Here is an 18608-nt window from a genome sequence, read left to right as displayed (position 1 = left end):
CCTTGATCCCGTCGCCTACATCGCCAAAACGCTGCAAGCCATTCTCGACGGACATCCTCAAAGCCGCATCGACGAACTGATGCCGTGGAGCTTCGTCGCCGCGTCAAGCCTCGCCGCATAGGTGATCGGAAAGGCGCTTACGATGGATTACGCGCGGCTCATTACGGAGGTAGACCGAAAACTAGATGAAACGGAGTATAGATTGAGCCTTGCCGCGGAAAGCGGTTTCAACCTACCAGCCAAGCAAAAGTGGAAGTGGCACCTCAATTATCTTGACCTTGGCGTTCTTGAGAAGAACTCCGGATTTTTCGGAGTGTTCCGGAAAGGTCCAAATTGAGGGCTTGCATAAGTGCTAAAGTTAGAGCTTCCGCAATTCCGCAAATCACCCTCCCCGCTCGTTGTCAATAAACTGCAGCGCGGTCGCCATGGGCAGAAACATCCGCCGGGCTTCGTCGGGAAGCGAGGCGAAACCGTTCGCTGTATAAAAGGCGCGTGCGCGTTCGTCCTTGGCGTCCACGATCAGCGCATAAGCGCCAATGCGAAAGCTTTCCGTGCGGATGATGGCGTCGGCGATGAGCGCGCGCCCAAGCCCTTGCCCTTGGCGCTTCGTCGCGACGGCCAGCCGCCCGATCAGCATGGCCGGCAGCACGGGATAGCGGGGCAGTTTTTTCGCCGCCGCCGGCGGCAGCAGATTGAGCGGCACGCTCGTCGCCGCGAGCGTGTAGAATCCGGCGACTTCACCGGCGTCGTCGAGGGCGACGAAGCAGCCGGCGACGCGCCGCTTGATGTCCTGAAAAGCGAATTCCCGAAGATAGCGATCAAGCGCCTCGACGCCGGAGCGAAAGCCGTTGCGGTCGTGATCGCGGCTGAGGCTGGCGGTGACGAAAGCCGTCAACGAACCTCGCGAATAAGGCGGCGGTGACTGGCGAAGGCGCGCTTCAATCCTTCCGACGGCGCGGGCGGTTTGAGGATCGCGTCGGCGAAAGCCCGCTGACCGGCGACCGAGAGGCGGATGATTTCCGTTTCCTCGATGGCGCGGTGGGCGGCTTCCTGCGCGGCGCTCACGACAAAGTCGCTGACGCTGCGCCCCTGAATTTCAGCGGCGCGTTTGACGAGGGCGAGCACATCCGGCGCGAGGCGCGCCTCGATGCGGGCCGTTCGGGCTTTTTCTTGAGGCATCGCATTATCCTCTCTTGGAAGAGGGCTTTCCCCCCCAGGAAGATCGGGCGAAGGGCTTCCTCATCCTGAGGAGCGTGCGCAGCACGCGTCTCGAAGGACGAGGAAGCCCGCCTTCGCGTAGTTTTCCTCACCCTCGTCCTTCGAGACGCCGCCTGCGGCGGCTCCTCAGGATGAGGGTGAGGAAAACAATCCTTCACGCGATTGCCCTTAGGGATTTTTCTTTGTTGATCGTGTACGGGGATATGCCGGACAATTCAAGACGGCGACAAACTTTGTGCGCCGCCGCGCGGCGCTTGACACCTCCGCCGGCCCCATCGATGTTGCCGAACGAATTGTTCGGCATATCGAACGCTAGGATGATCGCTTGTCCGTATTGTCAGAAGCGCGGCCGGCCTGCAGCGAGGGCTTCACGCCAAAAACCGTCGTTTTTTCCCCGGACCGACCGCTGTTGACCGACGGCGGCGGCCGCATCGCGCCGCTCGCCATCGCTTACGAGACCCGTGGAACGCTCAACGCCGCCCGCAGCAACGCCATTCTGCTCTGCCATGCGCTCACCGGCGACCAATATGCCGCAGGCGTTCATCCCGTCACCGGCAAGCCCGGCTGGTGGGAGGCCATGGTCGGCCCCGGCAAGCCTTTCGACACTGATCGCTATTTTCTGATCAGCTCGAATGTCGTCGGCGGCTGCATGGGCTCGACCGGCCCGGCGTCGATCAATCCGACGACCGGCAAGCCCTATGGGCTCGACTTCCCCGTCGTCACCATCCGCGACATGGTGCGGGCGCAGGCGATGCTCATCGATCATCTTGGCGTCGAGACGCTGTTTTGCGTCGCCGGCGGCTCGATGGGCGGCATGCAGGTGCTGCAATGGGCGGCCAGCTATCCAGAGCGGGTCTTTTCGGCCATGCCGATCGCCACCGCCGCCAAACATTCGGCGCAGAATATCGCCTTTCACGAAGTCGGCCGACAGGCGGTGATGGCCGATCCGGACTGGCGCTCGGGGCGTTATCAGGAGCAAGGCGTGCGCCCCGAGAAGGGACTCGCGGTGGCGCGCATGTCGGCGCATATCACCTATCTCTCGGAACCGGCGCTGCAGCGTAAGTTCGGCCGCAAGCTGCAGGACCGCAGCGCGCCGACCTTCTCCTTCGACGCGGATTTTCAGGTCGAGAACTATCTGCGTTACCAGGGCCTCGCCTTCGTCGAGCGGTTCGACGCCAATTCCTATCTCTTTGTCACCCGCGCCTGCGACTATTTTGATCTTGCCGCCGACTATGGCGGCTCGCTGGCCATGGCCTTCAAGGACACCAAGACGCGCTTTTGCGTCGTCTCCTTCACGTCGGACTGGCTTTATCCCACCTCGGACTCGCGCGCCATCGTTCACGCGCTCAACGCCGGCGGCGCGTCAGTGTCCTTCGTCGAAATCGAATCCGACAAGGGGCACGACGCTTTCCTGCTGCACGAGCCGATGTTCATTGCGACGACGCGCGGCTTTCTCGATTCAGCCGCAAACGCGCGCGGCCTCGCCCCTGACGGAAGCTCGAAATGACCTTCACGCCTGCGGCCGACGCGCCTGAGCGACCCGCGCAGCCGCTCGAGCACCCACGTCTCGATCTCGCGGTCATCGCCGAGATGGTCGCGCCCGGCGCGCGCGTTCTCGACGTCGGCTGCGGCGACGGCGCGTTGCTGCAGCTCCTGGCGCAGAAGAAGGGCGTTGACGGGCGCGGCGTCGAACTCTCGCAGCGCGGCGTCAACGAATGCGTGGCGAAAGGACTTTCGGTCATTCAAGGCGACGCCGATACCGACCTCTCCGATTATCCGGACGACGGGTTCGACTACGTGATTCTTTCCCAGACGCTGCAGGCGACAAGGCGCCCGCGCGCGGCGCTCGCCAATATGCTGCGCATCGGTCGGCGCGCCATCATCTCATTTCCCAATTTCGGCTATTGGCGCGTGCGCGCGCAGCTCGCCTTTAGCGGCCGCATGCCGGTCACCGGGCGCCTTGACTATCACTGGCATGACACGCCGAACATTCATCTTTGCACCATCCGTGACTTCGTCGAGATCGTCGACGAACTCGGCGCGCACATCGAGCGCGGAGTCGCCTTTGACCGCGCCGGCGCGCCGATCCGCTTCAGCGCGCCTTGGTGGGTTTGGAATTTCTTCGGCGAACAGGCTGTGTTTCTGCTGGAGCGTGGCGGCCGACGACCGTAACCCGTGCGACGGTTTGTCCCGCGTGCATCGCCTTTCGCGGGTTGACGGTTCGCGTTAGCTTTCCCATTGGCGGCATTAAGAGAAACATGCGCGGGAGGGAGCGGCGGCGCCTCCGCTTCATGCGTCGCGTCATCCCTTGGATGACGCGCGTGATTCCGCGCGCGTCGGGAGGAGGCGCGAGCTTGACAGTCGACACCGGCCCCGCCATGCGAAGCTATGCCAGCGCCTCGCAAAAGAGACGCGCCGGTCCGTGCGCGCCACAGCCGGCAGCCCCGGGGGAGCTGCGCAGAGCCCCACTCTTCGCCGGGGTCGACGAAGCGACATTGTCGCGTCTGTCGGCAGACGCCAGGATCGAGTCCTTCCAGGACGGCGACTCGCTTTTCCATCAAGGCGCTGTGGTCACAGACCTCGCATTCGTTTTGAACGGCTATGTGAAGCTGCTGCGCCTTTCGTCTTCGGGACGCCAAACGCTCATCGGCATTCGCTCGGACGGCGAAATGGTCGGCGAGGCGCCGACCGACGCCGATGAGATTCACATGCTCTCCGCCAAGGCGGTGGGCGCGACGCGCGCGCTCAAGCTGCCGGCGGCGCCCTTCGCTCGGCTTCTCCTGGAGTCGCCGTCGCTCTGCGCCGCGCTGATGCAGGACTCCAAGGAGAGCATCGCGCGTCTCATTGGCGAGGTCGAGTCGCTAAAAAGCCAGAACGCCGATCAGCGCCTCGCCCATTTCCTACTTGGCCTCTGCCCGCCGGGCGAAGACCGGTGCCGCTTCCGCTTGCCTTATGACAAGCGCCTGATCGCCGCGCGGCTCGGCGTCAAGCAGGAGACGCTGTCGCGCGCTTTCGCCAAACTCCGCGCCCATGGCGTCCGCACGGAGACGCGCAACGTGCATGTCGAAAGCGTCTTGCATCTCGCGGACCAGTGCGACCGGCTCGGTCGTCCGCCGCGCCTGTCTTTGGGACGACGCAAGATCGTGACGCAGTGCGACGCCGCTTAGAGATCGTCTTGCTCCTCGCGGGCGTCGAGATGCTTTTCTTTTCCATCGCCGCTCGCGGGCAGGCGATTTCGCCCGACGCGTTGACGCACGCCTATCCAGATCAGATCGCCGGTCGCGACGACGCCGGGATCATATTCCGCGACGGAACAAGACAAAATCTCTCTGACGGCAGGACCGACAAGAGCTTCGACGAGAAGCTGAAAAACGCCTCTCTCCTAGATCAGTTGAGCCTTCCCTATCCCAAGGGCGCGCTGACGAAGCCTCCGGGACCGCAGGACGATCCGGGGCGTTTCCGCAACGCCGCCTTCTTCGACAAAATGTATGGGGATTGCGACAAGCGCGAAACGCAGAAGCATTTGACCGATATTCCCTGGTTCACTGGCAAGGTGCGAGTCACCACGATCAACGGCGTCGCCGAAAAGCTGCGCGCGGTCGCCACGGAAATCGATCGTCTGCCGCAGGACATTAAGCGTCAAGCTTATCCGAGCGCCGGCGCCTTCAATTGCCGCGTTGTGAAGGACACTGGCAAACGCAGCATGCACGCCTATGGCGCGGCGATTGATCTCAACACCGCCTTCTCTGATTATTGGCTCTGGCGCAAAGGCGGTTACCGCAATCGGATTCCTTACGAGATCGTGGAGATTTTCGAACGCCATGGGTTCATCTGGGGCGGCAAATGGGGGCATTTTGACACGATGCATTTCGAATACCGGCCGGAATTTTTTGACACGCCGCCAGGCGGCGAAGAGAAATAACAACACAGCGATTGAAAAGAATGGCGTAGACCGTACGTAACCCCAATTACAGGAGGGGACTTCCGATGAGAACACAGAAGATTTTCACGGCGCTTAGCCTGATGGGCGCGATAGGCGTGGGATTGATCATTGCTGCGCCGACCCCGGCGGCGGCGCGGGATCCGGCCTACATGTCTTGTGAAGATCTCTGGTACGCGCGCAACCGGATTTACGCGCGTAACGGCTATTGCTTCAATACCGACCGCGCGCGGGCCGTGTTCGGAGCTGGTTGTTTTCCACCTTACGGGCGGCTGAGCGGTTGGGAGAAAAGCCGCGTCAATCAACTTCAAATGTGGGAGCGCCGTAAGGGGTGCTGAGCCGCCGTGCGGTCGTTCAATCCCAGTTGCCTCGAATGGCCTCGACGGGCCGCCCTCGCCTCTATTTTTAAAGAGCGCGCATTCATGCTCGCGCAAATGGCGGATAGACTTGCCGCCGTCGACTGAACGCCTGCGCCGCACTTTCGTCGGGGACTCGTCGTCAATTGCGCAGTTCTATTTATCGGAGGATTCGCCATGATCGCATACAAGACGGTTGGATTGGTCTTCTTGTCCGCCCTCGCGCCGGCGGCAGCTCAATCGGGCGCGAGCAGCGGCTCGAGCGCGCTGGCGCTTTCGGCGATCGTCGGCGAATTGTCGCCTCAAACGAGCGCCGCCGACAAGAAGCTTCTCGCGGCCTATTTCGCCGGACGCGCCGAAGCGCCGCATGCCAAGGGCCAGCGCGTCGCGGTGAAGGCCGACGCCATCGACTGCCGCGCCGGCAATGTCGACATCACGTCGCGCGCCTGCGAACTGACCTTCGGCGCGAAGAAGATCGAATTGAGCGGCCGCAAGGCGAATGAACTCTACGCGACCTTGATCGAGAATGGCGTCGTAGCGGAAGGCGCGGCAGGCTCTTCGCATGCGTCGATCACGGCGCTCGACTGCATCGTCGACGCCGATGAAGTCGCGGAGAAGGCCGGCGGCGGCGCACGCTGCGCCTTTACGCCTTAGAGCGCGCTGCGAAAAAGTGGGAACCGGTTTTTCGCATAGAGCGCGCTCTAAACTTTTTGAATCGATCAATTTATCTGCATTTGGGCGATTCGGCCCAAATGCAGCGTGATCTGAGAGGCGGACGCCCTTGTCTTTGGCGCGGCTTTGGTCGAGAAGGCGCGTCCATAGACGGGAGTTCGAAAATGGCTGCGCCGGGCGTCACGGTCTTTGTTTGCGTCTCCTGCCGCGACGGCGACAACGCCGACATGCGTCCCGGCGCGCTTTTGCTGGAGGCGCTGCGCACGCGGCTTGACGAGCGCAATCTCGATATCGCCGTCGAACCGGTGGAATGCCTCGCGGTGTGCAAGCGCCCGGCGACGGTCGCCTTCGCCGGCGGCGGCAAATGGACTTATGTGATTGGCGATCTCGATGGCGGCGTCCATATCGACGAACTGATTGATTCAGCGCAAAGCTTCGCCGCGACCGACAATGGCCTTGTCGCCTGGAAGGACAGGCCAGCGTGCTTCAAGAAGGGCGTGGTGTCGCGCACGCCGCCGCTTCGCTAAACGCTATTTCGCCGCTCGCGCCCGTTCGATCGCCTCGCTGATCAGCGCGCGCGCGTCGGCGGCGTCGCCCCAGCCCGCGATCTTGGCCCATTTGCCGGGCTCGAGATCCTTGTAATGCACGAAGAAGTGCTCGATCCGACGCCAGGTCATCTCCTGCAGGTCGGTGTAATTCTTGACGTCGATATAGCGTTGCGTGAGCCGCGCCGACGGCACGGCGACGATCTTCTCGTCGCCGCCAGCCTCGTCCGTCATGCGCAGCACGCCGATCGGCCTGACCGCGATAACCGCGCCCGGCGCCACGGGACGGGTATTGGCGACGAGCACGTCGCAGGGATCGCCGTCGTCCGAAAGCGTATGCGGAATGAAGCCGTAATTGCCGGGATAGCGCATCGCCGTATAGAGGAAGCGATCGACGAAGAGCGTGCCGGAAGCCTTGTCGAGCTCATATTTGATCGGCTCGCCGCCAAGCGGCACCTCGACGATGACATTGACTTCGTGCGGCGGGTTCGCGCCGATAGGAATGGCGTCGAGACGCATTCAAGTGCTCCGATTGCGATAGATGGCGCAGCCTGAACGGCCGGCGCAGTATTGGGTTGTGTTGAGGAAGGTCGCGCAACAAACCCGGCGAGGATCGCGGCGCTGCGCGGTCTGTATCCTCACATTGCTTCGCGTTTATGTCGCCAAATATGCTTATCGCACCGGGGCGGAAACGAAACCGAAGGCGACGCGCGTCAGCATGTCCGCGCCGAACCGCTCCTCGGCGCGGCGGACGGTCTGCCCGCCGAGGCTGCGATAGAAGGCGAGCGCCTTCTCATTGTCGGCGAGCGCCCAGACGATGGTGGAGAGATAGCCGTGCTCGGCGAGTTCGCGCCGGGTGGCGTTGAACAGCCGGCGTCCCAAGCCAAGCCCCTGCTGCTCCGGCGCCAGATAGATCTCGAAGATCTCGCCGGAATAGGGCATCGACGGCACGCGGTTGCGCCCATAGGTCGAGTAGCCGACGATATCGTCGTCGAAGTCGAGCACGAGAAGACCGGTGCCGCGCACGATCGCCGAATGCCACCAGTTGGGGCCGCGGCGGGCGATCATCCGCTCAAGCTCGGCGCCGGGTATGACGCCGCGATAGGCGTAGCGCCACGAGGCGTCGTGAACGCGCGTGATCTGCTCTGCGTCTCCGGGACGCGCATGGCGGATGGAGAAGGCGGTTTTGACCATAGTTGAATGTTAGGTCTCATCGGTTCGTTTCGGCAAGAGCCATAAGCGTTTCGGCCGCAAAAATTCTCCTCGTCGAGACGCTTGGGCGTTTGGCGTCATTGTCTGTTTCACTTTAAGACGGCCCGCGAGCCGCGCGCGATCGCGGGCGACGATGCGGCGCTTGCGGCGCAGCAGGGTCTTGCGCTATTCTGATCGCGATTGCGGCCAAACGCCGCCGGAACGGGACGAGATCGTTGCCTCACGCAACCGCCTTTGTGATTGACCACGCGACGCCAGCGCGCGCGCGCGGATTCGCTCGGCCGCGTTCCCTGCCGCTTTTCGGCCTGCTGCTTCTTAGTCGCCCCTGAGCGCCCGACGGGCTCACGCCCAGGCCTTCAGGGGACATGTCATGCAGTCAGACGACAAGAGCCCCTCAGCGGGCGCGGCACAGCAGGATTTCAAAACCGATGAGCAACACGTCACAGCCCGGCGCCGTCGCAGATAACGACGCGCGCGTCCTGATTTTCGACACCACCCTGCGCGACGGCGAGCAATCGCCCGGCGCCTCGATGACCCTCGAAGAGAAGCTCGAGGTCGCCGATCTCCTCGACCAATTGGGCGTCGATATTATCGAGGCCGGCTTCCCGATCGCCAGCCCCGGCGATTTCGAGAGCGTCAGCGAAGTGGCGCGGCGGGTGAAGAACGCCTCCGTCGCCGGATTGGCGCGCGCTTCCGAGAAGGACATCGACCGCTGCGCCGAAGCGCTGCGGGAGGCGAAGCGCCCGCGCATCCACACCTTCATCTCCACCTCGCCGGTGCATATGAAATACAAGCTCCAGCTGGAGCCGGAGCGCGTCTTGGAGATGGTCTCCGCCTCGGTGACGCGCGCGCGCAATCACGTCGCCGACGTCGAATGGTCGGCGGAGGACGGCACGCGCACGGAGTTCGATTTTCTCTGCCGCTGCGTGGAGGCCGCGATCAAAGCCGGCGCGACCACGATCAACATTCCCGACACCGTCGGCTACATCACGCCGGCGGAATATGAGCAGCTGTTCCGCGCCGTGCGCGAGCGGGTGCCCAATTCCGACAAGGCGATCTTCTCGGTGCACTGTCACGACGATCTGGGACTCGCCGTCGCCAATTCGCTCGCCGGCGTGCGCGGCGGCGCGCGGCAGGTGGAATGCACGATCAACGGCATCGGCGAGCGCGCCGGCAACGCCGCGCTCGAAGAAATCGTGATGTCGATGAAGACGCGCGGCGACGCGCTGCCGTTCTTCACCAATATCGACGCCAAGCTCTTGACGCGCGCGTCGAAGCTCGTCTCGGCGGTGACGTCCTTTCCGGTGCAATACAACAAGGCGATCGTCGGGCGGAACGCTTTTGCGCATGAGAGCGGCATCCACCAGGACGGCATGCTCAAGAATGCGCACACCTATGAGATCATGACGCCGGAGAGCGTCGGGGTCTCCAAGACCTCGCTCGTCATGGGCAAGCATTCGGGCCGCCACGCCTTCCGCGAAAAGCTGAAGGAACTCGGCTATGATCTCGGCGAGAACGCGCTGCAGGACGCCTTCAACCGCTTCAAGGATTTGGCCGACCGCAAGAAATTCGTCTATGACGAAGATCTGGTCGCGCTGGTCGACGATGAGATCGTCAACGCCCATGACCATATCAAGGTCGAGGCGTTGATGGTGATGGCCGGCACGCATGGTCCGCAGTCGGCGGCCCTCACGCTCGACGTCGACGGACAGAAGCTGACGCATCAGGCGACCGGCAACGGCCCTGTCGACGCGATCTTCAACGCCATCAAGGCGCTCGCGCCGCATGAGGCCACTCTGGAGCTGTTCCAGGTCCACGCCGTCACCGAAGGCACCGACGCGCAGGCGGAGGTCTCCGTGCGCCTGAGCGAGAACGGCAAGTCGGTGACCGGCCGCGGCGCCGATCCCGACACGCTCGTCGCTTCGGCCCGCGCCTATGTCTCGGCGCTCAACCGGCTGATGGCGAAGCGCGCGCGCGGCAAGCCCGAAGCCATGCAGGCGATTTAAGCGCCCGGGACGCGTGACGCAGAGGATGGCCGCGAGCGGATCTGACGATCCCGCTCGCGGCGCCGATCGGCCGTTTGGCGACACATAGCGCGGCGCCGCGGCGAACCTGTTGGCGGGACGCCTGCGCGCCCGCGCAACCGCAAAAAAAATTTCAAAACCTCCATCGGCAAAAGAACGCGGTTGAAAAAACGGCGGGATACGTGCGGGTCGACAAGACGCGCGACTAGCCTCCAGAAATCGTTGACGAAATAACGCAGCGGTCCGCCAAGGTCCGAGCCAATCGGCGCCGCCGGCCAAGAAGCGCTTGCGCGCGCCTTCAGCAGCTGCGGCCCAGCGGCCTTGCCTCCCAAGGAAAGTCGGGTCTATCCTCGATCTTGGGGGTATGCGTTCATTTTCGAATGAGCGTAAGACGAGCGCGCCTTTTTGGGCGCAGGGGGCTGAAATGACGACTCCAATCGAGCGTATCATCATACGACATCTGTCGGGCTCCAAAGCCAATCAGATCGAACAGCTGCCCGTCGGCGACTCGCGCGAATTCACCATCGGCCGCGATCCTGCGTCGAAGATCGCTTTCGATCCTGTCGGCGACAGCGTCGTCAGCCGCAAACACGCGCTCATCCGCATCATGGGCGAAGGCGACAATATCTCCTTCAAGCTCTCGGACGCCGGCAGCAGCAATGGCACCTTTCTCAATGGCGAGCGGGTGAACGGCGAAGTCGAACTTCTTCCCGAAGACACGATCGAACTTGGCGCCAAAGGTCCGAAATTCACCTTCGACGTGCAGCCGCGGCCCGCCAATTTCGCCGCCAGAACTAAAGTGATCGGCGTCAGCGACACGGCGGCGACCCGCGTCATCAAGACCGCCGAAGCCGCCGCCTCGACGGCGGTGAACGCCGCCGCTACCGGCGCCAGCACGGCGGCAGGACCGAACGCCGACGGCGGAGCGCCGAAGAAGGTCGGAATCGGCCACGAAACTGTGCAGCGACTCATCGGCGAAGAGCGCGGCAAGGCCAATCGAACCGTGACCGGCGCGATCGCCGCAGTGGTCGCCTTCTTCGTTCTGGGCGGCGCGGCGCTCTACTGGGCTCAGCATCGCGAACTCGAGCGACGAGACGCGGAAGACAAGCTCGCCCAAACCGAGACGGATGAAAGGCTGTCGCGCATCCCCGGCGACGTCAATCTCAAGATCGGCATGAAGCCGCGCGAGATCTATGACAAGTTCGCGAAGGCGACTGTCCAGGTCGGCATGATGTGGCGGCTGTACGATAAGCAGACCGGAAGGCCCATTCAGCACAAGACCGTCGACTACAAAGGCCGGCGCTATCCCGCCTATGTGCAGCTGCCGAACAATCTTGGCGTCGTGCGCTGGCTGACCCTTGAGGACGATCACATCACCAATCTCATGGTCGGCGGCGGCGGCACGGGCAGCGGCTTCGTCATCAGCGAGCAGGGCTACATTCTCACCAACAAGCATGTCGCCGCCGGCTGGCAGGTCGCCTATGGCGCCGAAGGCGGCAGGGACGGCATCCTTTATGACTACATCGTCGTCGCATCGGGCAAGAAGCGCAAAGCCAAAATCAAGGAGCCGAAGCTCATCGATCTCTATGATTCGGCCTATGCTGACGTGTTCCATTGGATTCCCGAATCCGGCGGCTACATTTTCAAGACCGACGATCCGACGACGGCGCTCGCCGGCAACACCCCTGATCCAAATTCCAACAACAAGGCGTCTTTCGTCGGCCGCAACGAAGTTCTGGAGGTCAAATTTCACGGCAGCCGTTTGGGCGTGAACGCCAGCCTGGTGAGGACGTCGGCGGACGCCGACGCGGCGCTCGTCAAGATCGATTCGCCCCAGACCTTGACCAAAGTGGATATGGCGCCCAACGCCGCCGTCGAGATCGGCGAGAACATCACCGTGCTCGGCTATCCCGCCGTTTCGGTCGAAAATTTCGTGCTGCGGCAAACCGAAGAGCGCGGCCGCATTCGCAGCCAGCTCGAAAAGATCACCGAGGCGACCGTCACCGAAGGCATCGTGTCGAAGACCGCCAGCGGCGTGAAGTCGACGGAAGGCGGCACCTTCGCCAGCGACATGGGCGACGTTTACCAGCTCAGCGTCGTCGCCACCGGATCGGGCAACAGCGGCGGTCCGGTGTTCAACTCCTCCGGCAAGGTCATTGGTCTGTTCACCTACAGCCGCAATGTCGGCGACACCAAAGCGACCATGGCGGTGCCGATCAAATATGGCGCCGAGCTCACCCAGGCGCAGCGCGAATAGCAAAGGGTCCGTCTTCCCATGACGGCGAACCGGCCAGCAGCCCCGTTGCGCATCGCAGGCGCCATCCGCACGGACGTCGGATGCGTCAGACAGCTCAACGAAGACTCCGTCGCCTTCATCGCGAGCGCCGGCCCCGCGCAGGCTCGCGACTATGGCGCGCTCGCGCTTGTCGCCGACGGCATGGGCGGCCACGCCGCCGGGGAGGTGGCGAGCGCGCTCGCGCTCGAAGTCGTGCGGCGCGTCTATTATTCTCTCGACAAGATCCCGTCCGAGGCGCTGCGCGCGGCTTTTGACGCCGCCAATCGGGCGATCTTCGACTATGCCGCCAAACATCCGGACTGCGCCGGCATGGGGACGACCTGCACGGCGCTCGGCGTCAGGGACAATCTTCTATGGCTGGCGCATGTCGGCGACAGCCGCGCCTATCTGATGCGCGACGGACGGCTGACCCAACTTTCCGACGATCAGACGCTGCACGCGCAATTGGTGCGCGACGGCGTGATGTCGCCGGAGGACGCAGGCAAAGGCGCCGGAAGCAATGTCATTCTGCAGGCGCTCGGCACGCGTCTCGACGTCGAGCCGACAATCTGGACGGAAGGCCTGCCGCTGCGACAGGGCGACATCGTGGTCTTGTGCTCCGACGGTTTGACCAATCTCGTCTCGGACGCAAGGATCGCCGAAGTGGTCTCAAAAAACCCGCCGCCGGAGGCCTGCCGGCTATTGATCGACGCCGCGCGCCGCGGCGGCGGACACGACAATATTTCAGTGGGCGTCTTTGTGGCGGAGACCGACGCCGCCGATCGGACAGCTGATCAAGCGGCGACGAAGCGGATTAACGTCGCCGACCCGCCGACGGGCGCCCTGACGGCGAAGATCGACGCCATCGCAGAGGGTTGAGCCATGACCGACCCGCAGATGATTGGACACTATCGCATCGTCAAGCTGCTCGGCGTCGGCGCGATGGGCAAGGTGCACGCCGCGCTCGACACCTTCCTCGAACGCGAAGTGGCGATCAAATCCCTACGCGCGGAACTCACGCAGGATCCTGATTTCGTCGGGCGATTCCGCGCCGAAGCGACGAGTCTCGCCAAACTCAACCATCCCAACATCACGACGCTCTATTCGCCGGTGCTGCAAGGCAGCGACCTTTACATGGTCATGGAGCTCGTAAACGGCCGCCCGCTCGACGAGATATTGAGGGAGCGCGGCAAGCCGCTCGGCGTCAAGGAAAGTCTCGCCGTCATCGCGCAGGCGGCGGACGGTCTCGCCTATGCGCATCAGATGGGCGTTATCCATCGCGACATTAAGCCGTCGAACCTCATGGTCGCCGACGACGGCCGAATCAAGATCATGGATTTCGGCATTGCGCGGGTGCGCGGCAGCGTGCGTCTCACGCGCGCCGGCACGGCGGTCGGCACGCCGCTTTACATGTCGCCAGAGCAGTGCCGCGGCGGCGAAGGCGACGAGAGGAGCGATCTCTATTCGTTGGCCGTCGTGCTTTACGAGATGCTTGCCGGCGCGCCGCCCTTTTCCGGCGCGACCGAATATGACCTCACCCAGGCGCAGATCCACGCCGAGGCGCCGCCGCTCGTGCCGCGCATATCTGGCGTGACGCCGGAACTTGAATCCGCGATCATGACGGCGCTGTCGAAGCGTCCGGAGCAACGCTTCCCGAATATGCGCGCCTTCAGCGACGCGCTCGGCGCCACGGCGCTGCGCATCGACGCCTCGAGCATCGTTCGAAGCGCGGGACATCTCGTCCAGGATTCGACGGCCGAACGCGACGTGCCGACGCCCGAGCACATGTCGACGAAGCTTATCGCCCTCGCGAAAAGTCGCAGCGCGACGCTCGTGCGCCGCTTCAAGCGGCTGCATCCCGCCGCTCAGGGCGCTTCACTTGGCGTCGCGGCCGCGGCGCTCGCCACGTTAGCTTTTCTCGCGCTGATCGAGCCATCGTCGCCAGCACGGGACGAACGCCAGACCCGAACCGATTCAGGCGACGGCGACCACCACCCCATCAGTAGAGTCAACGATGAGCCCCTCCAATCGCGCGGCGACTGCAATTCTCAGTTCGCGACGCGGAACGATCCTTTGGGCTGCAATTGGCGCCAGCCGTCCTCGTCAAGCTCGAGCGCTTCGATTTACGACCTGCGCGCGGCGATGAAGGATCGCAGCCGATGGGACGTCGCCTTCCCTCTTGCGCAAAAACTGGCGGAGTCAGGCGATAAGGAAGCGCAGTATCATCTCGCCACGCTCTACGCGAAGGCGCCGGGCCGGCAGAATTTCTCGGAGGCTTTCAACTGGTTCAAGAAATCCGCGATGCAGGGCTATGCCGACGCGCAGGCCTCGCTCGGCGTCATGTACAAGGACGGCATGACGCCCGACGGCAGGCAAGACCCGACCGAAGCCTTGCGCTGGTTTCAGCAGGCGGAAACGCAAAACAACGGCAGGGCCCAATATTGGCTCGGCGAAGCCTATGAGAAGGGCTTAGCCGGACTGGACGTTAGTCGCAGCAAGGCCGAAGAACTCTATTACAAGGCGAGTCTCCAGGACGTTCCCGACGCCGCCGAAGCATTGCAGAGACTCAAGCGGCGACGCGGCCGGCGCTAAAGCCCGCCTTTGCTGAATTGTCCGCCGCCGCCAGAACCGCCGCCGCCACCGCCGCTGTCCCCTCCGCCACCGCCGCCGCCATGACGGCGCCGGTTCGCGACATGTACGCGTCCGCGATGGCGCGCGTAGTGGGGCCGCGCACGATGATAGCCGCCGTAATGGCGCCGATGAGATCGGAAGCGAAACCCTCCGAGCATCGCGCCAATGAGACCCAGCTGCGCGGATGCCGGCTCAGGCTCCAACACGACAAAAGGCAGCGTGAACGCGCCGAGCAAGAGAGCTCGGCGCGAAAGCCGACGGTCGGCGCCGTCGTCATTGTCAGTCATGGAACTCGCCCCCGCAGACGGTAGGCGACGATATTGTTCTCGCGGCTGCGTCCTGTCAATTTGCCACGCGGTTCCGTCGAAGATCGCGTCGCTTCTCGAAAGATCGCGCTCGGGCCGACGGACGGGCGTTGGCCGCGCCTTTCACATTGTGTCGTGAACGCAGGATATTCCTGAAAGCGCAGAGGTTTGGAGATGGGGGACATTGAAAATCGCCGCGCCGCGCCGTCCGACTTTGTCGACGAGCGCGCGGACGGACCAGGCGTCGTCCGCATCTTGGAAGATGATCCGGCCGCGCCCTTCTATCGATTGCTGTCGAAACTGCGCGCGCCCGTCGCGATGCGAGACATGATGATGGCGCCGGTGCGCGCCTGCTACAGAGGCGAGGGGCTCGCGATCGACCCGGCGGAACTGCCGCCGGGCGCCGCACAGCTCTATCCGCAGGTCTTAGTCACGACTCTCGCCGTTCCTTCGGACGCAGGTCCGATCCGCTGCGAATGTTTCACGCCGCCCGGCGACGGGCCAAAACCGATGATGCTGTATGTGCATGGCGGCGGCTTTGTCGTCGGACGGTCCGAGGACACGGCCTATGTCACCAGCCGCATCGCCGCCGAAAACAACGTCATCGTGGTCAGCGTCAATTATCGCTGGGCGCCCGAATGGCCCTTTCCCGCCGGCCTCGACGATTGCATGGCGGTTCTACGCTGGATGCGCGATAGAGGCGCCGACATCGGCGGCGACGCATCGCGCCTCTTGGTCTGCGGCGATTCCGCCGGAGGCAACCTCGCGGCGGCGGCGCCGATAAGAGGGCGCGAGGAACGCATATCCATTCTCGCGACAGTACTTTTATGTCCGGTCACGGATTTTCACTTCGAAAAATTTGCGTCCTACGAGCGGCTTGCCCCGACGGGCGTCGTGATCGATGCGTCCTTCATGGGATTTGCGCGTGGCGCCTATCTTACGAAATCGCAGCAGTGGCGGGACCCCTGGGCGAGCCCGGCGCTCGGCGATTTGAACGGCTATCCGCGAACTCTGCTCATCAGCGGAACCGCCGATCCGCTTGTCGACGACAATCGCGCCTTTGCCGAGAAATTGACGGCGGCGGGCGTGGAGGTCACGCATTCCATCGGCGAGGCCATGCCGCACGGCTTCTATTTCTTCCCCGGCGTCTTGAAGGAGACCGACGCAGCCTTCGCGGCGATCCTGAGATTCGTCGCCGTTGCGCTGCAAAGTTAAGTCAAAACAATCCTCTCTTCGCGGCGCACGAAGCAAAGCTCAAGCATCGGATCTTGATCTTGGTCGCTGTTTGGCCACGTATTAGCCATTCATTATCGTTTAAATAACAAATTCGCCTTAGTACCGAAGGTGCTCAACCGCAGTTTGGAGCGGCACATGCGCTTACGAACGCGCTCTCGCGCCCGGCTTTTTTCGAAGGTGGCGGTGACCGCCGCCGCGGCGCTCGGCTTTGCGCGGACGCCCGCCATGGCGCAGGGCTATTATTTCTGGGGCGACCGCGAGCCTCTCATCAATGCGGTTCCAGCGCCAGAGCGCGTCGCTCGCCCGCAGCGCCCGGCCGCGCGAAAAAAAATCTCCCGGCCGGCGGCCGACAAAAGCGGCGCGGCGTCTTTGCGCGACGCCAAGCCCGAGGTCGCACCGATCGATCGGCCGCTCTTCCTCATCGCCTCCATCGCCGACCAGCAGGTGTCGATCTACAACCATAGCGGCCTCGTCGCCCGTTCGGCGATCTCGACAGGCGTCGCCGGACATCCGACGCCGAAAGGCATTTTCACCATCATCGGCCGCGAACGATTCCACCGATCCAACATCTATTCCAGCGCGCCAATGCCGTTCATGCAGCGGATCACTTGGTCCGGCATCGCCATGCATCTTGGGGTCGTGCCGGGACATCCGGCCTCGCACGGCTGCATCCGGCTGCCCGCCGCATTCGCGGCGAAGATCTGGGGCATGACCAGAATCGGCGAGCGGGTCGTGATCTCGCCGCATGATGTGTTTCCCGCCGAATTCGAACACCCTTTGCTGCCCGCGCCGAAGATGCGCGCGTCCGCAGAAGCAGAAAAAGGCGCGCCAGCGGCCGACTCTGAACCGCCTCTCCACGTCGCAGAAGATCGCCCCGCGATCGCTCCGCAGCCGCAGGCGGAGCAGCCCAAAGCCGACGCTGACGGCAAAACGGCTGGAGCCGCCACGCCGACCGCCGATCTGCAACAGCCCTCCGCCGTCGAGGCCGACGCGCCGACCGCCAGTTCGCAGCAACACGCCGAGCAGCCCAAGGAGGAAGCCAGCGCTGAGGTCGCTTCGGACGACGCGCCCGCTGCAGACCAGCAGCAGCCGGCGCTCGACGCCGCCGACGCGCCCGCCGCTAAGATCGAGCAGGATGCGGAGCAGTCCAAACTCGGAAATGTGGCAGACAAACCAGCGTCATCGGCTCCCTCAAGTCCAGCCGCCGCCGAACGGCTGACGGTGAATCCGCGCCAATATGCCCAGCAACTCAAGGCCAAGGCCGTGGCTGAAGCCGCCGCCGCCAACAGAGCCGTCAAGGCGTTATCGGCCGAAGTGGCACTCAAGCAAAAAGAGGCCGCGCGCGCAGCGACGGCGCTCCGCGCCGCAGAGGCCGCGCAGGCCTCGGCCCGCACCAAAGCGGACGCGGCCGCTGCATTATCCGGCGCTGCAACGGCGGCGGCCGATAGCCAGCACGAGCCGGCCGTAACGGCGGAACGCAGCGCGTCGGCGGGCGACGCGCCTGCCAAAGCCAAAGCCGACCGCCTGACGAGAGCCTATGGAAAAGCTCTCCTCGCTCGGGACGCGGCGCTGCAGGCGAAGATCAACGCCGACTCCGCGCTTGCGGAAGCCACGGCAAAGCTCGAACAGGCGAGAACGGCCTTCGCCGCCAGTGACTCGGATCGGGCGGACGCCGACCGGCGTTTGGAGGAGGCGAGAACGACCGCCGCCGCCGCCGCAACCGCTCAAAGAGAAGCCGAGCGGCGCGTGGCGCCCATCTCGGTGCTGATCAGCAAGAAGGATCGGCGGATCTATGTTCGCCAGGGCCTCTCGCCGCTTTTCGATGCGCCAATCGAGATCCGCGAGCCGGACGCGCCGCTCGGCTCGCATCTTTATATTGCGACGGCGGCCAAGGAGGACGGGAGTTCGCTCAAATGGTCGGTCGTCTCGATGCCGGAGGCGCGGACGGAGCGCAGGAGGAATCTGGCGTCGGCCGATGCTAAAGCCGACATATCCTGGGATTGGCGCCCGGCGAGCGCGACCCCGTCCGAGGCGCTCGAGCGCGTCGACATTCCAAAAGACGTTCGCGAGCGGATCGCAGAGCGGTTATGGACTGGAGCGTCGCTCATCATCTCGGACCAGCCGGTCAGCGGCGAAACCGGAAACGACGGCACGGATCTGACGATAAAATTGCGCTAGGCGGTAGTCGCGGTTC

General features: G+C 63.7%; 19 protein-coding genes. 14 read left to right on the top strand and 5 right to left on the bottom strand.

Annotation, left to right across the window (positions count from 1 at the left end):
* Window positions 1-121, top strand: a 121-nt coding sequence (locus tag ACR65T_RS07345; protein ID WP_434495862.1) for a transposase domain-containing protein, incomplete at its 5' end; no start/stop codon positions are given.
* A gap of 261 nt (window positions 122-382) precedes the next feature.
* Here ACR65T_RS07345 and ACR65T_RS07340 read toward each other — a convergent pair.
* Together ACR65T_RS07340 and ACR65T_RS07335 are read right to left on the bottom strand one after the other, a co-directional pair.
* Window positions 383-895, bottom strand: a complete 513-nt coding sequence (locus ACR65T_RS07340) for a GNAT family N-acetyltransferase (protein ID WP_434495860.1) — start codon at window positions 893-895, stop codon at window positions 383-385.
* Window positions 892-1179, bottom strand: coding sequence for a DUF1778 domain-containing protein (locus ACR65T_RS07335; protein ID WP_434495859.1), 288 nt, complete (start codon window positions 1177-1179; stop codon window positions 892-894). The genes ACR65T_RS07340 and ACR65T_RS07335 overlap by 4 nt, the downstream gene beginning before the upstream one ends.
* Window positions 1180-1552: 373 nt before the next feature.
* Between ACR65T_RS07335 and metX the strand changes: the two genes are divergently transcribed.
* The 7 genes from metX to ACR65T_RS07300 all read left to right on the top strand — a co-directional run bounded on the left by metX (window position 1553) and on the right by ACR65T_RS07300 (window position 6713).
* Window positions 1553-2725 carry a homoserine O-acetyltransferase MetX gene (metX, locus tag ACR65T_RS07330; RefSeq protein WP_434495861.1) on the top strand — a complete coding sequence of 391 codons (1173 nt, stop codon included), beginning with the start codon at window positions 1553-1555 and terminating at the stop codon, window positions 2723-2725.
* Window positions 2722-3390, top strand: coding sequence for a methionine biosynthesis protein MetW (metW, locus tag ACR65T_RS07325; protein ID WP_434495858.1), 669 nt, complete (start codon window positions 2722-2724; stop codon window positions 3388-3390). The genes metX and metW overlap by 4 nt, the downstream gene beginning before the upstream one ends.
* A gap of 323 nt (window positions 3391-3713) precedes the next feature.
* Complete coding sequence (locus ACR65T_RS07320) at window positions 3714-4385, top strand: Crp/Fnr family transcriptional regulator (RefSeq protein WP_434495857.1); 672 nt, start codon at window positions 3714-3716, stop codon at window positions 4383-4385.
* Window positions 4386-4414: 29 nt separating this feature from the next.
* Complete coding sequence (locus tag ACR65T_RS07315; RefSeq protein ID WP_434495856.1) at window positions 4415-5140, top strand: M15 family metallopeptidase; 726 nt, start codon at window positions 4415-4417, stop codon at window positions 5138-5140.
* Between the two features lie 65 nt (window positions 5141-5205).
* Window positions 5206-5496, top strand: a complete 291-nt coding sequence (locus ACR65T_RS07310) for a YARHG domain-containing protein (protein ID WP_434495855.1) — start codon at window positions 5206-5208, stop codon at window positions 5494-5496.
* Window positions 5497-5691: 195 nt separating this feature from the next.
* Window positions 5692-6168: a hypothetical protein gene (locus tag ACR65T_RS07305; RefSeq protein ID WP_434495854.1), complete on the top strand. Its 477-nt coding sequence runs from the start codon at window positions 5692-5694 to the stop codon at window positions 6166-6168.
* Window positions 6169-6350: 182 nt separating this feature from the next.
* Entirely contained in the window at window positions 6351-6713 is a 363-nt protein-coding gene (locus ACR65T_RS07300; protein ID WP_434495853.1) for a DUF1636 family protein, read from the top strand.
* Between the two features lie 3 nt (window positions 6714-6716).
* Here ACR65T_RS07300 and ppa read toward each other — a convergent pair whose 3' ends face one another.
* Together ppa and ACR65T_RS07290 are read right to left on the bottom strand one after the other, a co-directional pair.
* Window positions 6717-7250, bottom strand: a complete 534-nt coding sequence (ppa, locus tag ACR65T_RS07295) for an inorganic diphosphatase (RefSeq protein WP_123174392.1) — start codon at window positions 7248-7250, stop codon at window positions 6717-6719.
* A gap of 153 nt (window positions 7251-7403) precedes the next feature.
* Window positions 7404-7925: a GNAT family N-acetyltransferase gene (locus tag ACR65T_RS07290; protein ID WP_175093883.1), complete on the bottom strand. Its 522-nt coding sequence runs from the start codon at window positions 7923-7925 to the stop codon at window positions 7404-7406.
* Window positions 7926-8371: 446 nt separating this feature from the next.
* Here ACR65T_RS07290 and ACR65T_RS07285 point away from each other — a divergent pair, with 446 nt between their 5' ends.
* From ACR65T_RS07285 to ACR65T_RS07270, 4 genes are all read left to right on the top strand, one after another.
* Window positions 8372-9949 carry a 2-isopropylmalate synthase gene (locus ACR65T_RS07285; RefSeq protein ID WP_434495852.1) on the top strand — a complete coding sequence of 526 codons (1578 nt, stop codon included), beginning with the start codon at window positions 8372-8374 and terminating at the stop codon, window positions 9947-9949.
* Between the two features lie 442 nt (window positions 9950-10391).
* A complete protein-coding gene (locus tag ACR65T_RS07280) occupies window positions 10392-12224 on the top strand; it encodes a trypsin-like peptidase domain-containing protein (RefSeq protein ID WP_434495851.1) in 1833 nt (610 codons plus the stop codon).
* A gap of 18 nt (window positions 12225-12242) precedes the next feature.
* Window positions 12243-13121 carry a PP2C family protein-serine/threonine phosphatase gene (locus ACR65T_RS07275; RefSeq protein WP_434495850.1) on the top strand — a complete coding sequence of 293 codons (879 nt, stop codon included), beginning with the start codon at window positions 12243-12245 and terminating at the stop codon, window positions 13119-13121.
* A 3-nt stretch (window positions 13122-13124) separates the two neighbouring features.
* Window positions 13125-14834, top strand: a complete 1710-nt coding sequence (locus ACR65T_RS07270) for a serine/threonine-protein kinase (RefSeq protein ID WP_434495849.1) — start codon at window positions 13125-13127, stop codon at window positions 14832-14834.
* Here ACR65T_RS07270 and ACR65T_RS07265 read toward each other — a convergent pair.
* Window positions 14809-15150 carry a hypothetical protein gene (locus ACR65T_RS07265; protein ID WP_434495848.1) on the bottom strand — a complete coding sequence of 114 codons (342 nt, stop codon included), beginning with the start codon at window positions 15148-15150 and terminating at the stop codon, window positions 14809-14811. The two genes, ACR65T_RS07270 and ACR65T_RS07265, sit on opposite strands and share 26 nt — an antisense overlap.
* Window positions 15151-15352: 202 nt before the next feature.
* Here ACR65T_RS07265 and ACR65T_RS07260 point away from each other — a divergent pair, with 202 nt between their 5' ends.
* On the top strand, window positions 15353-16393 hold the full coding sequence (locus tag ACR65T_RS07260) for an alpha/beta hydrolase (RefSeq protein ID WP_434495847.1): 1041 nt from the start codon (window positions 15353-15355) through the stop codon (window positions 16391-16393).
* Window positions 16394-16549: 156 nt separating this feature from the next.
* Window positions 16550-18592, top strand: coding sequence for a L,D-transpeptidase family protein (locus tag ACR65T_RS07255; protein ID WP_434495846.1), 2043 nt, complete (start codon window positions 16550-16552; stop codon window positions 18590-18592).
* Window positions 18593-18608: the final 16 nt, after the last annotated feature.

It is taken from the genome of Methylocystis sp., assembly GCF_051061285.1.
Lineage (GTDB): Bacteria > Pseudomonadota > Alphaproteobacteria > Rhizobiales > Beijerinckiaceae > Methylocystis.
This window is presented reverse-complemented; position numbering and strand designations above follow the sequence as displayed.